This is a genomic window from Streptomyces sp. NPDC000348 (assembly GCF_042898795.1).
Classification (GTDB): Bacteria; Actinomycetota; Actinomycetes; order Streptomycetales; family Streptomycetaceae; genus Streptomyces.
This window is the reverse complement of the sequence record NZ_JBIAZD010000021.1, coordinates 59,355-75,891: the sequence shown is the minus strand read 5'-3', so window position 1 is coordinate 75,891 and position 16,537 is coordinate 59,355. Positions and strand designations below refer to the sequence as shown.

Genomic DNA, 16,537 nt, shown 5'->3' with positions numbered 1-16,537 from the left:
TCGTGGGTGGTCGTCAGGCGCGCAGTGCCTCGACGGCCCGCGCGAGGGCTCCGGGCACATCGGGTACGAGCGTGTGCGCCCCGTCGCGCACGACGTGCCGGCCCGCCACGACCGTGTGCCGTACGTCGGCGGCGGTCGCGGCGAATACGGCCGTCTCGGCGCCGAGCCCGGGCGGTGGCCCCGCTGTTCTGACCGAGTCGAGCCCGATGGTGGTGAGGTCGGCGCGCGCCCCGGCCTCGATGCGGCCGGTGTCGTCCCAGCCGAGGGCGGCGTGTCCGTCGGCGGTGGCGGCCCGCAGCAGCGCGGCGGCCGTCCAGTGGCCGCGGGTGCGGGTGCGCAGGCGCTCGTCGAGCTCCAGCGCGCGTGCCTCTTCGAGCAGGTCGATCACGGCGTGGCTGTCGGAGCCGAGGGAGAGCGGGGAGCCCTCGTTCTGCAGGGCGGCGGCGGGTCCGATGCCGTCGGCGAGGTCGCGTTCGGTCGTCGGGCACATGCAGGTGCCGGTGCCGCTGCCGCCGATGAGGGCGACGTCCTCGGCGGTGAGGTGGGTGTTGTGGACGCCGGTGGTGCGCGGTCCGAGGACGCCGTGCAGGGCCAGGAGCTGCGCCGGGGTGCAGCCGTGGACCTCCCGGCAGGCGTCGTTCTCGGCGGTCTGCTCGGACAGGTGCACGTGGAGCGGGGCCCGCCGCTCCTCGGCCCACCGCGCCACGGTGGCCAGCTGCTCCGCCGGTACGGCCCGGACGGAGTGGATCGCCGCCCCGATCCGTGCGTGGTCCCGTTCCCCGAGGGCGGAACAGCGAGCGGCCCAGGCGTCCGCGTCGCCGTCGGAGAAGCGGAGCTGGTGGGCGGTGGGCGGCTGTCCGAAGCCGGAGGAGAGATAGGCGGTGTCGAGGAGGGTGATGCGGACACCGGCTTCGGCGGCGGCCTCGACGAGCGCCTCGCCCATGGCGTTGGGGTCGGCGTAGGGCGTGCCGCCGGGGGCGTGGTGGACGTAGTGGAACTCGCCGACCGCCGTGATGCCCGCCAGCGCCATCTCGGCGTACACGGCCCGGGCGAGGGCGTGGTAGGTGTCCGGGGTGAGCCGGTCGGCCGTGGCGTACATGGTCTCGCGCCAGGTCCAGAAGGTGCCGGAGCCCACCTGGACGGTGGAGCGCAGGGCGCGGTGGAAGGCGTGGCTGTGCGCGTTCGCCAGTCCCGGCAGGGTCAGCCCGCGCAGGATCTCGGCGCCGGGCGGCGGGGCGGGGGTGTCCGGGCGGACGGCGGTGACGCGGCCGTCCCGGACGTCCACCGCGACGCCCGGTTCGACGTGGGTGCCGAGCCAGGCGTGCTCCAGCCAGTACGTCCGCGGGGTGGCAGTCACGTGCGGGCCAGTCCTTCCAGTACGTCGGCGAGGGCGAGGACCCCGGCCACGCAGTCGTCCTCGGCGGCGAACTCGGCCGGGGAGTGCGAGACGCCGGTGGGGTTGCGCACGAACAGCATGGCGGTCGGGACGCGTCCGGAGAGGATTCCGGCGTCGTGTCCGGCGCCGGTGCCGAGGACGGGCACGTCGAGGCTGGTGCCGCCGCCGAGGATGCGGGCGAGCTCGTCGCGCAGGGCGTGGTCGAACTCGACGACGGGGGTGAAGGACTCGCGTTCGACGTCGAGGGTGACGCCGTGCTCCCGCGCGTGGGCGCGGGCGGCCCGCCGCACGGCGTCCACGACGGCGTCCAGGCTCTCCGGGTCGGCGGCGCGGGAGTCGAGCCAGCCGCGCACCAGGGAGGGGATGGCGTTGACGCCGTTCGGCTCGACGGCGATCTTGCCGAAGGTGGCCACGGCGCCGGCGAGTTCGGCCTCGCGACGGGCGGCGAGGACGGTCTGCGCGTACGGCAGCATGGGGTCGCGCCGGTCGGCGAGCCGGGTGGTGCCGGCGTGGTTGGCCTCGCCCCGGAAGTCGAACCGCCAGCGGCCGTGCGGCCAGATGGCGGACGCGATGCCGACGCGGTCGCCGGACAGGGCGAGGGCGCGGCCCTGTTCGACGTGGAGTTCGACGAAGGCGCCGATGCGGCCGAGCCGTTCGGGGTCGGGGCCGATGGCATCGGGGTCGTGTCCGGCGGCCTCCATGGCCCGCGGGAGCGTGATGCCGTCCCCGTCGGTGAGCCGGTGGGCCTGCTCGACGGTGAGCGCGCCCGCGGTGAGCCGGGAGCCGACGCAGGCGAGCCCGAACCGGGCGCCCTCCTCGTCCCCGAAGTTGACGATGCCGAGCGGCTTGGCGAACCGCACGCCCCGCCGGCGCAGTTCGTCGAGCGCGGCGAAGGCGGACACGACCCCGAGGGGCCCGTCGAAGGCCCCTCCGTCGGGCACGGAGTCGAGGTGCGACCCGGTGACGACGGCGTCCCCCCGCGCGGGATCCCCGAGCCAGCCCCACTGGTTGCCGTTGCGGTCGACCTCGTAGGTCAGCCGCCGGCCGCGGACCTGCTCCTCGAACCAGCTCCGGCACTCGGAGTCGGCCCGGGTCCAGGCGAACCTCCGGTATCCGCCGGAGGCGGCACTGCGCCCGACGGAGCGCAGCTGCCCCCACATCTCGTGGAAGGAGGCGGCGTGGTGGGCCGGGGGCGGGGCGGGCGGCGACGCCTCCGTCGCCGCCGGAGGGGTGCCGTCCTTCACGCCGGGTCACCCTCCCGCATCGGCACGCGGACACCGCGTTCGTCCGCCACCGCCTCCGCGATGTCGTACCCGGCGTCGACGTGCCGGATGACGCCCATGCCGGGGTCGTTGGTGAGCACCCGCCGGATCTTCTCCCCGGCCAGCGCGGTCCCGTCGGCCACCGTGACCTGTCCCGCGTGGATCGACCGCCCCATGCCGACGCCCCCGCCGTGGTGGAGGGAGACCCACGACGCCCCGGAGGCCACGTTCACCATCGCGTTCAGCAGCGGCCAGTCGGCGATGGCGTCGGACCCGTCCAGCATCGCCTCGGTCTCGCGGTACGGGGAGGCCACCGAGCCGCAGTCGAGGTGGTCCCGCCCGATCACGACCGGCGCGGCCAGCTCACCGCTCGCGACCATGTCGTTGAACCGTTCCCCGGCCTTGTCCCGCTCGCCGTAGCCGAGCCAGCAGATACGCGCGGGCAGCCCCTGGAAGTGCACCCGCTCCCCGGCCATCCTGATCCAGCGGGCCAGGGACTCGTTCTCCGGGAAGAGGTCGAGGACCGCCCGGTCGGTCCTGGCGATGTCGGCGGGGTCGCCGGACAGCGCGGCCCACCGGAAGGGCCCCTTGCCCTCGCAGAACAGCGGCCGGATGTACGCCGGCACGAACCCCGGGAAGGCGAACGCGCGGTCGTACCCGGCGAGCCGCGCCTCGCCGCGGATGGAGTTGCCGTAGTCGAACACCTCCGCGCCGGCGTCCTGGAAGCCCACCATCGCCTCGACGTGCCGGGCCATGGACTCGCGCGCGCGGGTGGTGAAGCCGGCCGGGTCCTTCGCGGCGGCGTCGGCCATGTCCTCGAAGGCGATCCCGGCGGGGAGGTACGCCAGCGGGTCGTGGGCGGAGGTCTGGTCGGTGACGACGTCGATGGGCGCGCCCATGGCGAGCAGCCGCGGCACCAGCTCGGCGGCGTTGCCGAGGACGCCGATGGACAGGGCCTCGCGCCGGTCCCGGGCCTCGACGGCCAGCCGCAGGGCGTGGTCGGGCGAGTCGGCCCTCACGTCCAGGTACCGGTGCCCGATGCGGCGCTCGATCGCGCGGGGGTCGCAGTCGACGCAGATGGCGACGCCGTCGTTCATGGTGACGGCGAGGGGCTGGGCGCCGCCCATGCCGCCGAGTCCGGCGGTGAGGGTGATGGTCCCGGCGAGGGTGCCGCCGAACTTCTTGGCGGCGACGGCGGCGAAGGTCTCGTAGGTGCCCTGGAGGATGCCCTGGGTGCCGATGTAGATCCAGGAGCCGGCGGTCATCTGCCCGTACATGGTCAGGCCGAGGGCTTCCAGACGGCGGAACTCCTCCCAGGTGGCCCAGTCGCCGACCAGGTGGGAGTTGGCGATGAGGACGCGCGGCGCCCACTCGTGGGTCCGCATGACGCCGACGGGGCGGCCGGACTGGACGAGCATCGTCTCGTCCTGCTCGAGGGTGCGCAGCGTGCGGACCATGGCGTCGAAGGAGCGCCAGTCGCGGGCCGCCTTCCCCGTGCCGCCGTAGACGACGAGCTTGTCGGGGTGCTCGGCGACCTCCGGGTCGAGGTTGTTCTGCAGCATCCGCAGGGCGGCCTCCTGCTGCCATCCCCGGGCGCTCGGTTCGGTGCCGCGGGGCGCTCGGACGGGCCGGGGTCCTGACATGTCTGCCTCCTCAGCTGCGGATGATTACTGCGGATATTCACATACTCCCGACCTGAATAGAGCTAGTCAACACAGGGGCGGGCCGGCCCGGCCGCGCGGGGGATGTTTGGCCGGGCCCCCGCGCGCGAACCCTGGGTTCATGCGCGCGAACACGGAGAACGCCGAAGGGACGAGGGACCCGGTGGCCCACGACGACGGCCGGACGGACGAGGTGGACGCGTACGCCGAGGGGCGGGCGGCCCGGCGGGACGAGGCGGTGCGGGCCGCCGTGGAGCAGGGGTTGCTCGACGCCGGGACCCTGCTGGTGGCCCTGCTCGACGTGACCGGCATCCGGGAATCGGCGGCCGCGCTGCGGGCGGCGTTCGACGCGGTGACGGCGCCCGGCACCCCCGTGCTGCACGCCTTCGCGGTGAAGGCGAGCCCGCTGGTGCCGGTACTGCGGCTGCTGCGCGCGGAGGGCATCGGCGCGGAGGTGGCCAGCCCGGGCGAGCTGGCGCTGGCGCGGGCGGCGGGGGTGGAGCCGGAGCGCACGGTCCTCGACTCGCCCGCCAAGACACCCGCCGAGCTGCGGGAGGCGCTCGCGCTGGGCATCGCCGTCAACGCGGACAACGCGCAGGAGCTGGCCCGCCTCGACGCCCTGATGGCGGAACAGGTCTCCCGCTCCCCCGTCGGCATCCGGGTGAACCCGCAGGTCGGCGGCGGTTCCATCGAGGCGTTGTCCACGGCCACGGCGACCTCGAAGTTCGGGGTGGCGCTGCGCGACGAGGGCGCGCGGGAGTGGGTCGTACGGGCGTATCTGGACCGGCCGTGGCTGACCCGGCTGCACGCGCACACCGGCTCCCAGGGCGTCGCGCTGACGATGATGGCGCGGGGGGTCGCGGAGACGTACGCGCTGGCGGAGGAGATCAACCGGCGCGCCGGGCGCCGGCAGGTCGACACCGTCGACATCGGCGGCGGGCTGCCGGTGAACTTCGCCTCCGAGGAGAGCGCGCCGACGTACGGGCGGTACGCGCGGCTGCTGAGCCGGACGGTGCCGGGGCTGTTCGACGGGCGGTACGGGCTGGTCACCGAGTTCGGCCGGTCGCTGCTGGCCAAGCACGGCACGGTGGTCGCGCGCGTGGAGTACGCCAAGAGCGCGGGCGGGCGTCCGGTCGCGGTGACGCACGCGGGCGTGCAGGTGGCGACGCGGACGGTGTACGCGCCGGCGTCCTGGCCGCTGCGGATCGCCGCGTACGACGCGAAGGGGCGGCCCAAGGAGGGCCCGGCGGTCGTGCAGGACGTGGCGGGACCGGCCTGCTTCGCGGGTGACCTGCTCGCCCGGGCGCAGTCACTGCCCCTGCTGGAACAGGGCGACCACGTGGCGGCGCTGGACACGGGCGCGTACTACTTCGCCCACCACTACGCCTACAACTCGCTCCCCCGCCCCGGCATCCACGGCTTCGCCCCGGACGGCACGGGAGGCGTCGCCTTCGCGACGGTACGCACCCCCCAGACGATCGAGGAGATCGTGACCGAATCGGGCGCCGCCCACACCGACGCCCTGATCCTCTAGGGGGCGCGGGGCCCTGCCGGCCCGCGGCGCCCCCGGCGGGAACCGGCCCTCAGACGAGGGCCGGCGCCCGGCGGCGGGCGCCCCCGGGCGCCGCGTCACCCGCCGCGACACCGGTCGCCCGGTACCCCTTGACCGCCTTTCCGGCGGGCCGCCCCACCCCCGCGCGGAGCCAGTCGACGCGCACCCACAGCAGGACCTCGTCCGACCGCTCCAGACGCCCGATCCAGGCCGCCTTCAGCCACCGGCCCGCCCCGCACCCGGCGAGCAGCAGACCACCGGCGGCGGGGACCGCGAACGCCGTGCCCAGCGCGGCGAGGAAGGCGAGCAGCAGCCACCAGCGGTGCCCGCGACGCCAGTTGCGGACGGTCACCGCCCGGTCCTGGAGCACGTCGTGCCTGCCCGCCCGGGCCGCCGAACGGGCCAGTGCGCGGTACCGCCCCCGCCGCCCGTACGCCACGACGGCCGCCGCCACGAGGAACAGCGCGGCACCCGCCAGTACACCGATCCGGCGCCCGGTCAGTCCCGGCACCAGCACCCCGATCCCCGCCGCCACGGCTCCCAGCCACCACAGTGGCGCGGCCCCGGCCCGTACGACGACGGCCACCCGGGCCAGCCCATGTCCTCCGCGCGTCATGTTCGGCCTCCCGTCTCTCACGCCAGTGGACACAGGAGATTAGCGACGCAAGGTGAGACGAGTCTGAGAAGACGGGCGGACCTCCGCCGGCACGCCCGCCGTCAGTCCACGAACAGCCCGCGCGCCGCCGCCTTCGCGTCGAACTCCTCCAGCCGCGCCTGCGCGTCGGGCAGGTCGTCGCACATCGCCTCCAGCAGCACCCGGCCCAGCAGCATCGGCGCGCACGCCGTGTCGAAGGCAAGACCGGTGCCGACGGCGGCGGGCAGCAGCAGGTCGGACACCTTGGTGACCGGCGCGAACGGGGAGTCGGCGACGGTGACCACGGTCAGCCCCGCCTCCCTGGCGTGGGCGAGGGCGTCGACGACCTCGCGGGGATGCCGGGGCAGCGCGAAGCACAGCAGGGCGCTCGCCCCGGCCCGCGCGGCGGCGTCGATCCGGTCGTGGAGCATCGTGCCGCCCTCGTTGAGCAGCCGTACGTCCGGATGGACCTTGGCGGCGAAGTAGGCGAACCCGTGCGCCTGGGCCGCCGCGGCCCTCAGCCCCAGCACGGGCAGCGGCCGGCTCCCGGCCAGCACCCGGCCCGCCCGCCGCACCGGCCGGGGGTCGGCCAGCGCCTCCGCCAGATGCCGCAGGTTCTCGATCTCGGCCTCGACGGCCTGCTGGTACTCGTTGTACGAGCCGGTCTCCGGCGCCGGTTCGGCGGGCGCGACCTCGCGCAGGTGCCGCCGCAGGGCGGGGTAGCCGTCGAAGCCGAGGGCGACGGCGAACCGGGTCACGGACGGCTGGCTGACCCCGGCCAGCTCGGCCAGCTCCACGCTGGACAGGAACGGCACGTCGGCGGCGCGCCGCACCATGCTGTGCGCGATGCGCCGCTGGGTCGGCGTCAGCCGATGCCCCTCGAAGAGCGCCTGGAGGCGCGCGGCGGAGCTCTCGGTGCCGCTCATGACCTGACTCCCCCTCGACGCCTCGGCGCCTTGGCTTATTCACCCGTCGACATTCCTGCATACCGTTATACAGGCGCAGGCGGGGCCGCGCCGACCGCGCGTCGCGACGGGCGGGGATCGCGCACCGTGCCCGTTTCGGTGACAGATCCGGAAACCCGGCGATTTCGTTACGACACCACCATGTCCCGAACGGGCCGGATAGCGTAACTCATCGAACAACAGAGCGTCTTGAGGCACAGGCGACCCATGTGGCACCCGACGGAGGACTGGTACAGGCGTGGACGCGCAGAGCCGTGGGCGGGCGGACGGAACCGATCCCGCCGACCAGTGGGTACTCAACCCGGAGACCGGTGAATACGAACTGCGGCCGGAGGATTCCGCGGAGCGGCCGAGGGCGCCCCGCCCGCGCAGCGCCCCGCGCGCCGGTTCCGCCGCGCCCGCCCGCGTCCCCGGCCAGCGCGGCCGCCGCGCCGCACCCGCCCCCGAGGACACGCCCGGCCAGGACCGCCGCAGGCGCAGGCCGAGGAGGAGCGGCAGGAAGAAGGCGCTGCTGTGGACGGGAGGCGCCCTCGGCCTGGTCCTCGTGGGCGGTTCGGCGTTCGCGTACTACTGGTACGACCGCCTCTACGGCAACATCGACACCGTCGACATCGGTGACGTGGGCAGTGACGAGGTGCTGGCGGACGGGCCGGTCAACATCCTGGTCATCGGCAACGACGTCCGCACCGGCGAGGGCAACGAGGACTACGGCAACCGCACCAACGTCACCGGCCACGCCGACACCACGCTCCTCTTCCACGTGGCCGGGGACCGCACCAACGCCACCGTGGTGAGCATCCCGCGCGACCTGATGATCGAGATCCCGGACTGCCAGGCCATCCAGCCCGACGGCTCGGCCAAGGACATCCCCGGTTCGACGGTCCCCACCCGGTTCAACGAGTCCTACGGGGTGAACGGCCGCGATCCGGGCTGCACCATGCTCACCGTCGAGGAGATCACCGGCCTCGAGGTCGACCACTTCATGATGTTCGACTTCAACGCGGTCAAGACGCTGTCCACCGCGGTGGGCGGCGTCGAGGTGTGCCTGGAGAAGCCCCTCAAGGACCTGGACGGCGGCTCCGGGCTCGACCTGCCGGCCGGGAGGAGCACCGTCCAGGGCGAGGAGGCGCTCTCCTTCCTCCGCAACCGGCACGGGCTGAAGAACGAGAGCGACCTGGACCGCATCGGGATGCAGCAGAAGTTCGTCGCGTCGATGCTCCGCCGGCTGAAGGAGGACACGCTGGACAGCCCGTCCAAGATGCTCGACGTCGCCGACGCGGCCACCAAGTCCCTCACCGTGGACAAGGGCATAGGCAGCCCCACCAAGCTGCTCACCCTCGCCAGGGAACTCGGCAGGATCGACCTGAAGAACATCACCCTGATGACCCTGCCGGTGAGGGACAACCCGGCCGAGCCCACGCCCGTCACCGTCGTACCGGACCCGGCCAAGGCCCCGAAGGTCTTCGCCATGCTGCGGAACGACGTCTCCTTCACCGAGGTGAAGAAGAAGGAGAAGGACGCCAAGGACAAGCAGGCCAGGCTTCTGGAGGGCCCCCGGGCGGAGGCGTCCGAGATCCTCGTCGACGTCTTCAACGGCGGCGGCCCGCAGGGGGCCGCGCAGGAGACCCTCGCCTGGCTGCAGACCAGCGAGGGCGTGACCAGGTCCGCCAAGAAGGGCAACGCCCCGGCCGACGTCGACGGGACCCGGCTGGAGTACGCGCCGAACCAGGCCGACCAGGCCCGCAAGCTCGCCGACCTGATGGGCCTGCCCGCCTCGGCCATGAAGCCCGGCACGACGGACGCCGACGGGACGACACCGATGACGCTCACCCTCGGGCCGGACTTCACGGAGGCCGGCGTCCCCATCGCCCCGCCGAAGAAGGTCGACGTCGAACAGTCCCGGGCCGACGAGAAGATGTGCAAGAAGTAGGAGCGCGGCGAACCCGAGAACGAGTGGGGGGTTACCCCCAGTGCCACCTGCCTCCCGCCTCCCTACCGTGGGACGCATGACCGGAATGGACGCGCGGGACACCGAGCTGAAGAAGGAACTCGACGCCTCCCTGCAGGCCCGCAGGGAGCTGGGCGAGGAGTACGAGTCCGCGCTGGTCGACTCGTTCCTGGAGAAGGTCGACCAGCGCATCGACGGCGCGGTGGAGCGCCGGGTGCGCCGGCAGTTCGCCGAGCGGCAGATGACGGCGGCCCGGGACTCGCGGTCCCCGAAGGCCACGGACACCTGGGGCGAGCGCTTCGGCTTCGGCATCGTCTCGCTGGTCCTGGCGGTGCCGCTGTCCGCCATCGGCGGGGGCGTGGGCAATCTGCCCGGCCTGGTGGTCGCCTGGCTGGGCATCGTCGGGGTCAACGTCGTCCAGGCCGTCCGGAGCAACCCGGGCCTGTTCGGCCGCCGCAAGCCGGCGCAGGACGGCGACTGGGACGACTGAGGCCGCGGTGCGCGGCGGTTCGGGGCGACGACGGCCGCGACCACCGGCCGGGCGACCCCGACGGCGGGCGGCCGCATCCGCGGGAGCGGCGCCGGTCCGGGCGCGGGAGAGTGCTGCGCGGGGACCGCCGCACCCCCGTCACCGGGGGGCGGGACGACGGCGGTCCCCGCGGGGGACGCGCGCCCGTTGAGGCAGGCTGCGCGCCCGAGGCGTCCATGGAGGTCCGGGAGCCGCTCCGGAGGTCCTTCGACGCCGTTTGGCCGCCGGCCGGAACGGGGAGCCGCTCCCGTTCCGCCGACACCCATCAATCTGCCGGACCCGTGTTAAGCGAGTGCTGCGCGAACGTGACGCGCTCGTACCACTTCCGCGAAGTCCACGAAGATCATCGCCGCGTCGACGCCCGGCCGTTCACCGCCGCTTCACCGGCGGTTCGCCCGAGGCTCCGTCACTTCCCGGTCCTGGCCAGGAAGGACAGCAGGTCCTGGCGGCTGACCACACCGGTCGGCTTGCCCTCGACGAGGACGATCGCCGCGTCGGCCTCGCCCAGGACGGCCATCAGGTCCGCGACGGGCTCACCCGAGCCGACCTGCGGCAGCGGCGCGGACATGTGCTTCTCCAGCGGGTCGTCGAGCGAGGCGCTCTTGCTGAACAACGCGTCCAGCAGCTCCCGCTCCACCACCGAGCCGACGACCTCGGCGGCCATCACGTCCGGGTGGCCGGCGCCCGGCTTGACCACCGGCATCTGCGAGACGCCATACTCGCGCAGCACCTCGATGGCCTGGCCGACCGTCTCGTCGGGGTGCATGTGGACGAGGGAGGGGATGTGGCCGCCCTCCTTGTCCTCGAGGACGTCGCCGACGCGGGCGCTGGGGCCGGCGTCCTCCAGGAAGCCGTAGTCGGCCATCCACTCGTCGTTGAAGATCTTGCTGAGGTAGCCACGCCCGCTGTCCGGCAGCAGGACGACCACCACGTCGTCCTCACCGAGCCGCGAGGCCACCTCCAGCGCCGCCACGACCGCCATGCCGCAGGAGCCGCCGACCAGCAGGCCCTCCTCCTTGGCGAGCCGCCGGGTCATCTGGAAGGAGTCCTTGTCGGAGACGGCGACGATCCCGTCCGCGATGTCACGGTCGTACGCGCTCGGCCAGAAGTCCTCACCGACGCCCTCCACCAGGTACGGCCGCCCGGAGCCGCCGGAGTACACGGACCCCTCGGGGTCGGCGCCGATGACCTTCACCCGCCCGTCGCTGACCTCCTTCAGGTAGCGCCCGGTCCCGGAGATGGTGCCGCCGGTGCCGACGCCGGCCACGAAGTGGGTGATCCTCCCCTCGGTCTGCTCCCACAGCTCGGGGCCGGTGGAGTGGTAGTGGGAGAGCGGGTTGTGGGGGTTGGAGTACTGGTCGGGCTTCCAGGCCCCCGGCGTCTCGCGCACCAGCCGGTCGGAGACGTTGTAGTAGGAGTCGGGGTGCTCGGGCGCCACGGCGGTCGGGCAGACGACGACCTCGGCCCCGTAGGCCCGCAGTACGTTGATCTTGTCCGTGGACACCTTGTCCGGGCAGACGAAGATGCACTTGTAGCCCTTCTGCTGGGCCACGATGGCGAGCCCGACCCCGGTGTTCCCGCTGGTCGGCTCGACGATGGTGCCGCCCGGCCGCAGCTCCCCGCTCTTCTCCGCCGCCTCGATCATGCGCAGGGCGATGCGGTCCTTCACGGAGCCGCCCGGGTTGAAGTACTCCACCTTGGCCAGGACGGTCGCCCTGATGCCCTTGGTCACGCTGTTGAGCCGCACCAGCGGGGTGTTGCCGACGAGGCTGATCATCGAGTCGTGGAATTGCACCGTTGTCTCCGGATGCTGCAAAAGGGTGGTCGTAGTGGTGATGCCAGCCTAGGCCCTCGCCGGTCGGAACCCGGCCGGATCGTTCACTCGCCGTAAGGATTGGACCACGGTCCGTACGGGGCAAGCACTGGGTGTACGGGTTCGAGGAGGTGGCGGCGAGGCATGACGGGCTTGTCGAGGGCGAGGGTGGCCCGGCGCATCGCCGCCGGCGCGGCGTACGGCGGCGGGGGGATCGGTCTGGCCGGGGCGGCCACCGTGGGGCTCCTGATGGCCGAGGCCCAGCTGGCGCGGCGCCACGTGGGCAACGGCACGACTCCCCACGTACCGAACGCGGACGGGCTGTACGGCGCGGCGTACACGGTGCCGGGCGAGCCGGCGCTGCGGCTGACGATGCTGGGCGACTCCACGGCGGTCGGGCAGGGCGTGCACCGGGCCGGGCAGACGCCGGGCGCGCTGCTGGCGTCGGGCGTCGCGGCGGTCGCGGAACGTCCGGTGGGGCTGAGCACGGTCGCGGTGCCCGGGGCCTGTTCCGACGATCTGGACCGGCAGGTGACGAGGGCGCTGGCGGATCCGTCCCGGACGCCCGACATCTGCGTGATCATGATCGGCGCCAACGACGTCACCCGCCGCATGCCGCCCGCCCGGTCCGTGCGCCACCTGTCCTCGGCGGTACGGCGGCTGCGGACGGCCGGCGCGGAGGTGGTCGTCGGCACCTGCCCCGATCTCGGCACGATCGAGCCGGTGCGGCAGCCGCTGCGCTGGCTGGCCCGCCGGGCCTCGCGGCAGCTGGCGGCGGCGCAGACGATCGGAGCCGTCGAGCAGGGCGGGCGCACGGTGTCGCTGGGCGATCTGCTGGGGCCCGAGTTCGCGGCGAACCCGCGCGAGCTGTTCGGGCCGGACAGCTACCACCCCTCGGTGGAGGGGTACGCCACGGCGGCGATGGCGGTGCTGCCGACGGTGTGCGCGGCGCTGGGCCTGTGGCCGGCGGAGGAGGAGCGCCCGGACGCCGCCCGCCGCGAGGGGTTCCTGCCGGTGGCCCAGGCGGCGGCGGAGGCGGCGGCGGAGGCGGGCACGGAGGTCACCGCGGTGATGCCGGCGGGTCCGCGGGGGCCGTGGGCCCTGCTGAAACGCCGCCGGCGCCGGCGGGTGGCGGAGACGGAGCCGGAACCCTCGCCCCAGCCGTCGTAGCGCCGGACGACCGCCGCGACCTCGCCGGAGCGCCGCAGCCGCGGACCGCCGGCACCGGCCCCACGCAGCTGCGGGCAGTCAGCGCCGGCCCCACGCAGCTACGGGCAAGTCGCGCCTCCCCCAGTGCCTCAAGGGCCTGGGAGGTACCCCCAGGGCGGCACGGGTGGGCGATGGGGGTCCCCCCGCTCGAGCGAAGTCGAGAGTGGGGGAGAAGTCGAGAGTGGGGGAGAAGTCGAGAGTGGGGGAGGCACCCGGCGAGCGCCGTGAGCGTCTCAGCACCCGGCCGACACCGGTCAGCAGTGCCGGTGCGGGGCGGGGGGTGTCGCGCGGCCCGGCGCTCACGGGGCGCCGTCGCGCCCACCCGTGCCGCCCTGCGGCACGACTGCCCGCGGACGCGGTGGGCGGCACGGCTGCCCGCGGACGTAAGCCAAGCAAGCGCTTAGACAGTTGCGGTCCATGTCACACCGCGCCACCCGTGACCCCGCTCATACGTCCGGGTAACTTCCCAAGAAGCCCCGCACCGACCACCCGGTACGCCTTCCCGTCGCCCGACCACCACCCCTCGACGAGGCGCTACGCGCCGCCCCTCACCACTGGAGCCGTGATGCCCGAAGCCGTGATCGTCTCTGCCGCCCGCTCCCCCATCGGCCGCGCCTTCAAGGGCTCCCTGAAGGACCTGCGCCCGGACGACCTGACCGCCACGATCATCCAGGCCGCCCTCGCCAAGGTCCCCGAGCTGGACCCGAGGGACATCGACGACCTGATGCTCGGCTGCGGCCTCCCCGGCGGCGAGCAGGGCAACAACCTCGGCCGCGTGGTCGCCGTGCAGATGGGGATGGACCACCTTCCCGGCTGCACCATCACCCGCTACTGCTCGTCCTCGCTGCAGACCTCCCGCATGGCCCTGCACGCCATCAAGGCCGGCGAGGGCGACGTGTTCATCTCGGCCGGCGTCGAGACGGTCTCGCGCTTCACCAAGGGCAACTCCGACAGCCTCCCGGAGACCCGCAACCCGCTGTTCGCCGAGGCCGAGGCCCGTACCGCCGCCGTCGCCGAGTCGGAGGGCTCCACCTGGCACGACCCGCGCGAGGACGGCCTGATGCCGGACCCGTACATCGCGATGGGCCAGACCGCCGAGAACCTGGCCCGCCTCAAGGGCGTCACCCGCCAGGACATGGACGAGTTCGGCGTCCGCTCGCAGAACCTCGCCGAGGAGGCCATCAAGAACGGCTTCTGGGAGCGCGAGATCACCCCGGTGACGCTCCCCGACGGCACGGTGGTCTCCAAGGACGACGGCCCCCGCGCGGGCGTCACCATGGAGGGCGTGGCCGGCCTGAAGCCGGTCTTCCGCCCCGACGGCCTGGTCACCGCCGGCAACTGCTGCCCGCTCAACGACGGCGCCGCCGCGCTCGTCATCATGAGCGACACCAAGGCCCGCGAGCTCGGTCTCACCCCGCTCGCCCGGATCGTCTCCACCGGCGTCTCCGGCCTCTCCCCCGAGATCATGGGCCTCGGCCCGGTCGAGGCGAGCAAGCAGGCGCTGGGCCGCGCCGGTCTCACCATCGACGACATCGACCTGGTCGAGATCAACGAGGCGTTCGCCGCCCAGGTGATCCCCTCCTACCGCGACCTCGGCATCCCGCTGGAGAAGCTGAACGTCAACGGCGGCGCCATCGCCGTCGGCCACCCCTTCGGCATGACCGGCGCCCGCATCACCGGCACGCTCATCAACTCCCTCCGGTTCCACGACAAGCAGTTCGGCCTGGAGACGATGTGCGTCGGCGGCGGCCAGGGCATGGCGATGGTCATCGAGCGCCTCAGCTGAACCCCCGCACCGTGGGCGCACCGTAGCCGTCACGACACGCTGCGTCAGTCAATGGCCCGGACCTTCGGAACCCCCGGAGGCCCGGGCCGATTCGTGATCCAATCTCCCCCAGGATGTGACCTATCTCCCTCGCCGCAGGGATTCACGCAGGTCAGGACCGGGCCCCTCTCGGGTGCACCCCCAAAGGACTGTCCGTTTCGTGACGTTACGCACTGACAGATGGTTAGTCCACCCTTCAAGCTGATGTAGGAAGTCGGGGGTCGACTTTGAACCGGGAGTACGTCAGTGAGCGCCATGCCGATCGCCCTGCTGGTCACCACGGCCGCCACCGGCGCCGTGGGCGTCGCCGTCCTGCGCAGCATCATGGTGCTGCGCCGACAGGTCGCGGCCCTGCACACCGCACTGGCCGAGGACGGCGCCGCGGCCACGCGCGCGCACGTTCCCCCCGCCCGTACGGCGGGCACCGACGAGATACGCACCGCCGTGGCGGAGGCGCTCGCCGAGGAGCGGGAGCGCGAGCTCGCCGAGGCGCGGGCCTTCTGGGCCGCCCAGGAGGCGCGTGACGCGTCCGACGCGCCGTCCCTGCTGGGTCTGGCGGACAGCGAGCTGTTCCTGCCCCGGCAGGCCGATTTCGTGGGTCTGGAGCCGGTGAGCGAGCCGGGCGCGGACGCCGAGGAGTACTCCGGGGACTCCCCGGAGCTGGCCGCGGCCCGCCGCCGCCACCCCTCGCACCCGGACTTCGTGCCGAACCCCTCACCGGTCGTCAACGACCACGAGCGCACGGTGACCGCCCTGGAGGGGCTGGCCGCCGCCCGGACCGAGCTGACCGACGTCCGTCCGGGCCCGCTGGGCACCCTCGACGTCTACGTCTTCGCCGACGGGACGACGCTGTGCATGACGCCGGGCCACCGCGAGACCGCGGAGCGCCTGGCCGCGGCCCTGCGCGCGGGCGAGACCCCGTTCCTGCTGGGCGGTTCCGGCATCTCGGGGGCGTACACGCTGACGTTCTCCTGCGGCGAGGAGAACGTCTACATCCTGGCGGACCGCGTCATCGCGTCCCTCTGACTCCGGGGCGGCTACACCCCGGCGCGCTCCCGCGCCTCCTCCACCAGCCGTACGGCCTCCCGCACCTCGTCCTCGCTCCGCAGGACGAGCGCCAGGTCGTGGCCGGCGACGGTGATCTGGTCGGCGGCGGCGAACATGCCCGCGTCGGGCATCTCGCGGGGCTCGGTGCCCGGCTCCTCGACGCGCTGGGTGCGCCGCGCCAGTTCCCTGGCCAGGGCGAGCGCCTCGGCGGCCCCGCCCCGCTGCAGCCTGCTCTGCGGCGCGGCCCGCAGGCGGTCGGCGAAATGATCCACGGCACGGGTGAAGGGCGTCGTATCAACCACGCGGCGAGCGTACGCGGCGCGGCGGGACTGTTGCCAACGGGCGAACGCTCAGGCACGGTGACCTGAAGGACCGGCTCACACCCCATGCGTCCGGAGGCGCCGATGTCCCAAGTCTTCTCCGCCGAGACCCACCGCAACATGCTCGCCCGCATCCCCCACTGCACCGGTCGTGAGATCTCCGACTGGCTGCGCACCGTCGAAGAAGGCCCGGCGCTCTTCCGCTTCGAGGAGAAGGTCAGCTGGCTCCGGCACGAGTACGACCTGGCGTACGGCCACGCCAAGGCGATCGTCCACGAGTACGACCTGAGGAGGGCCGCGCGCAAACTGCTCTGACGCACGCCGGCACGGCGAAGGGCCCCGGGTGGGAACCCGGGGCCCTCGTCCGCGCTGCTGG

Annotated in this window: 14 protein-coding genes; 7 read left to right on the top strand and 7 right to left on the bottom strand. The window is 73.6% G+C overall.

Annotated features, from left to right (window positions below):
- Positions 1 to 13: 13 nt before the first annotated feature.
- The 3 genes from ACFY3N_RS31075 to hutU all read right to left on the bottom strand — a co-directional run bounded on the left by ACFY3N_RS31075 (position 14) and on the right by hutU (position 4,301).
- Entirely contained in the window at positions 14 to 1,357 is a 1,344-nt protein-coding gene (locus ACFY3N_RS31075; protein ID WP_390820118.1) for a formimidoylglutamate deiminase, read from the bottom strand.
- Positions 1,354 to 2,556: an allantoate amidohydrolase gene (locus tag ACFY3N_RS31070; protein WP_390820165.1), complete on the bottom strand. Its 1,203-nt coding sequence runs from the start codon at positions 2,554 to 2,556 to the stop codon at positions 1,354 to 1,356. The genes ACFY3N_RS31075 and ACFY3N_RS31070 overlap by 4 nt, the downstream gene beginning before the upstream one ends.
- A gap of 80 nt (positions 2,557 to 2,636) precedes the next feature.
- Positions 2,637 to 4,301, bottom strand: coding sequence for a urocanate hydratase (gene hutU, locus ACFY3N_RS31065; protein ID WP_390820117.1), 1,665 nt, complete (start codon positions 4,299 to 4,301; stop codon positions 2,637 to 2,639).
- Positions 4,302 to 4,440: 139 nt separating this feature from the next.
- Between hutU and ACFY3N_RS31060 the strand changes: the two genes are divergently transcribed.
- A complete protein-coding gene (locus ACFY3N_RS31060; protein WP_390820116.1) occupies positions 4,441 to 5,853 on the top strand; it encodes a diaminopimelate decarboxylase in 1,413 nt (470 codons plus the stop codon).
- Positions 5,854 to 5,902: 49 nt separating this feature from the next.
- On the opposite strand, the gene ACFY3N_RS31055 is transcribed toward ACFY3N_RS31060, so the two are convergent.
- Positions 5,903 to 6,487 carry a hypothetical protein gene (locus tag ACFY3N_RS31055; protein ID WP_390820115.1) on the bottom strand — a complete coding sequence of 195 codons (585 nt, stop codon included), beginning with the start codon at positions 6,485 to 6,487 and terminating at the stop codon, positions 5,903 to 5,905.
- 101 nt (positions 6,488 to 6,588) lie between these two features.
- A complete protein-coding gene (locus ACFY3N_RS31050) occupies positions 6,589 to 7,431 on the bottom strand; it encodes a MurR/RpiR family transcriptional regulator (RefSeq protein ID WP_390820114.1) in 843 nt (280 codons plus the stop codon).
- Between the two features lie 277 nt (positions 7,432 to 7,708).
- On the opposite strand from ACFY3N_RS31050, the gene ACFY3N_RS31045 reads away from it, so the two are divergent.
- Positions 7,709 to 9,400: an LCP family protein gene (locus ACFY3N_RS31045; RefSeq protein WP_390820113.1), complete on the top strand. Its 1,692-nt coding sequence runs from the start codon at positions 7,709 to 7,711 to the stop codon at positions 9,398 to 9,400.
- Between the two features lie 85 nt (positions 9,401 to 9,485).
- Positions 9,486 to 9,908, top strand: a complete 423-nt coding sequence (locus tag ACFY3N_RS31040) for a hypothetical protein (RefSeq protein ID WP_390820164.1) — start codon at positions 9,486 to 9,488, stop codon at positions 9,906 to 9,908.
- Positions 9,909 to 10,353: 445 nt separating this feature from the next.
- On the opposite strand, the gene ACFY3N_RS31035 is transcribed toward ACFY3N_RS31040, so the two are convergent.
- Complete coding sequence (locus ACFY3N_RS31035; protein WP_390820112.1) at positions 10,354 to 11,742, bottom strand: cystathionine beta-synthase; 1,389 nt, start codon at positions 11,740 to 11,742, stop codon at positions 10,354 to 10,356.
- A 162-nt stretch (positions 11,743 to 11,904) separates the two neighbouring features.
- Here ACFY3N_RS31035 and ACFY3N_RS31030 point away from each other — a divergent pair, with 162 nt between their 5' ends.
- The 3 genes from ACFY3N_RS31030 (at position 11,905) to ACFY3N_RS31020 (ending at position 15,820) form a co-directional block, all read left to right on the top strand.
- Positions 11,905 to 12,930: an SGNH/GDSL hydrolase family protein gene (locus tag ACFY3N_RS31030; RefSeq protein ID WP_390820111.1), complete on the top strand. Its 1,026-nt coding sequence runs from the start codon at positions 11,905 to 11,907 to the stop codon at positions 12,928 to 12,930.
- Positions 12,931 to 13,534: 604 nt separating this feature from the next.
- The gene (locus tag ACFY3N_RS31025; RefSeq protein ID WP_390820110.1) at positions 13,535 to 14,755 is read left to right on the top strand and encodes an acetyl-CoA C-acetyltransferase; all 1,221 of its coding nucleotides are present in this window, start codon (positions 13,535 to 13,537) and stop codon (positions 14,753 to 14,755) included.
- 285 nt (positions 14,756 to 15,040) lie between these two features.
- Positions 15,041 to 15,820, top strand: a complete 780-nt coding sequence (locus tag ACFY3N_RS31020) for a hypothetical protein (protein WP_390820109.1) — start codon at positions 15,041 to 15,043, stop codon at positions 15,818 to 15,820.
- Positions 15,821 to 15,831: 11 nt separating this feature from the next.
- Here ACFY3N_RS31020 and ACFY3N_RS31015 read toward each other — a convergent pair whose 3' ends face one another.
- Positions 15,832 to 16,143: a hypothetical protein gene (locus ACFY3N_RS31015; RefSeq protein WP_390820108.1), complete on the bottom strand. Its 312-nt coding sequence runs from the start codon at positions 16,141 to 16,143 to the stop codon at positions 15,832 to 15,834.
- Positions 16,144 to 16,245: 102 nt separating this feature from the next.
- On the opposite strand from ACFY3N_RS31015, the gene ACFY3N_RS31010 reads away from it, so the two are divergent.
- On the top strand, positions 16,246 to 16,476 hold the full coding sequence (locus ACFY3N_RS31010) for a DUF4287 domain-containing protein (RefSeq protein ID WP_184765993.1): 231 nt from the start codon (positions 16,246 to 16,248) through the stop codon (positions 16,474 to 16,476).
- The last annotated feature ends 61 nt before the right edge of the window (positions 16,477 to 16,537 follow it).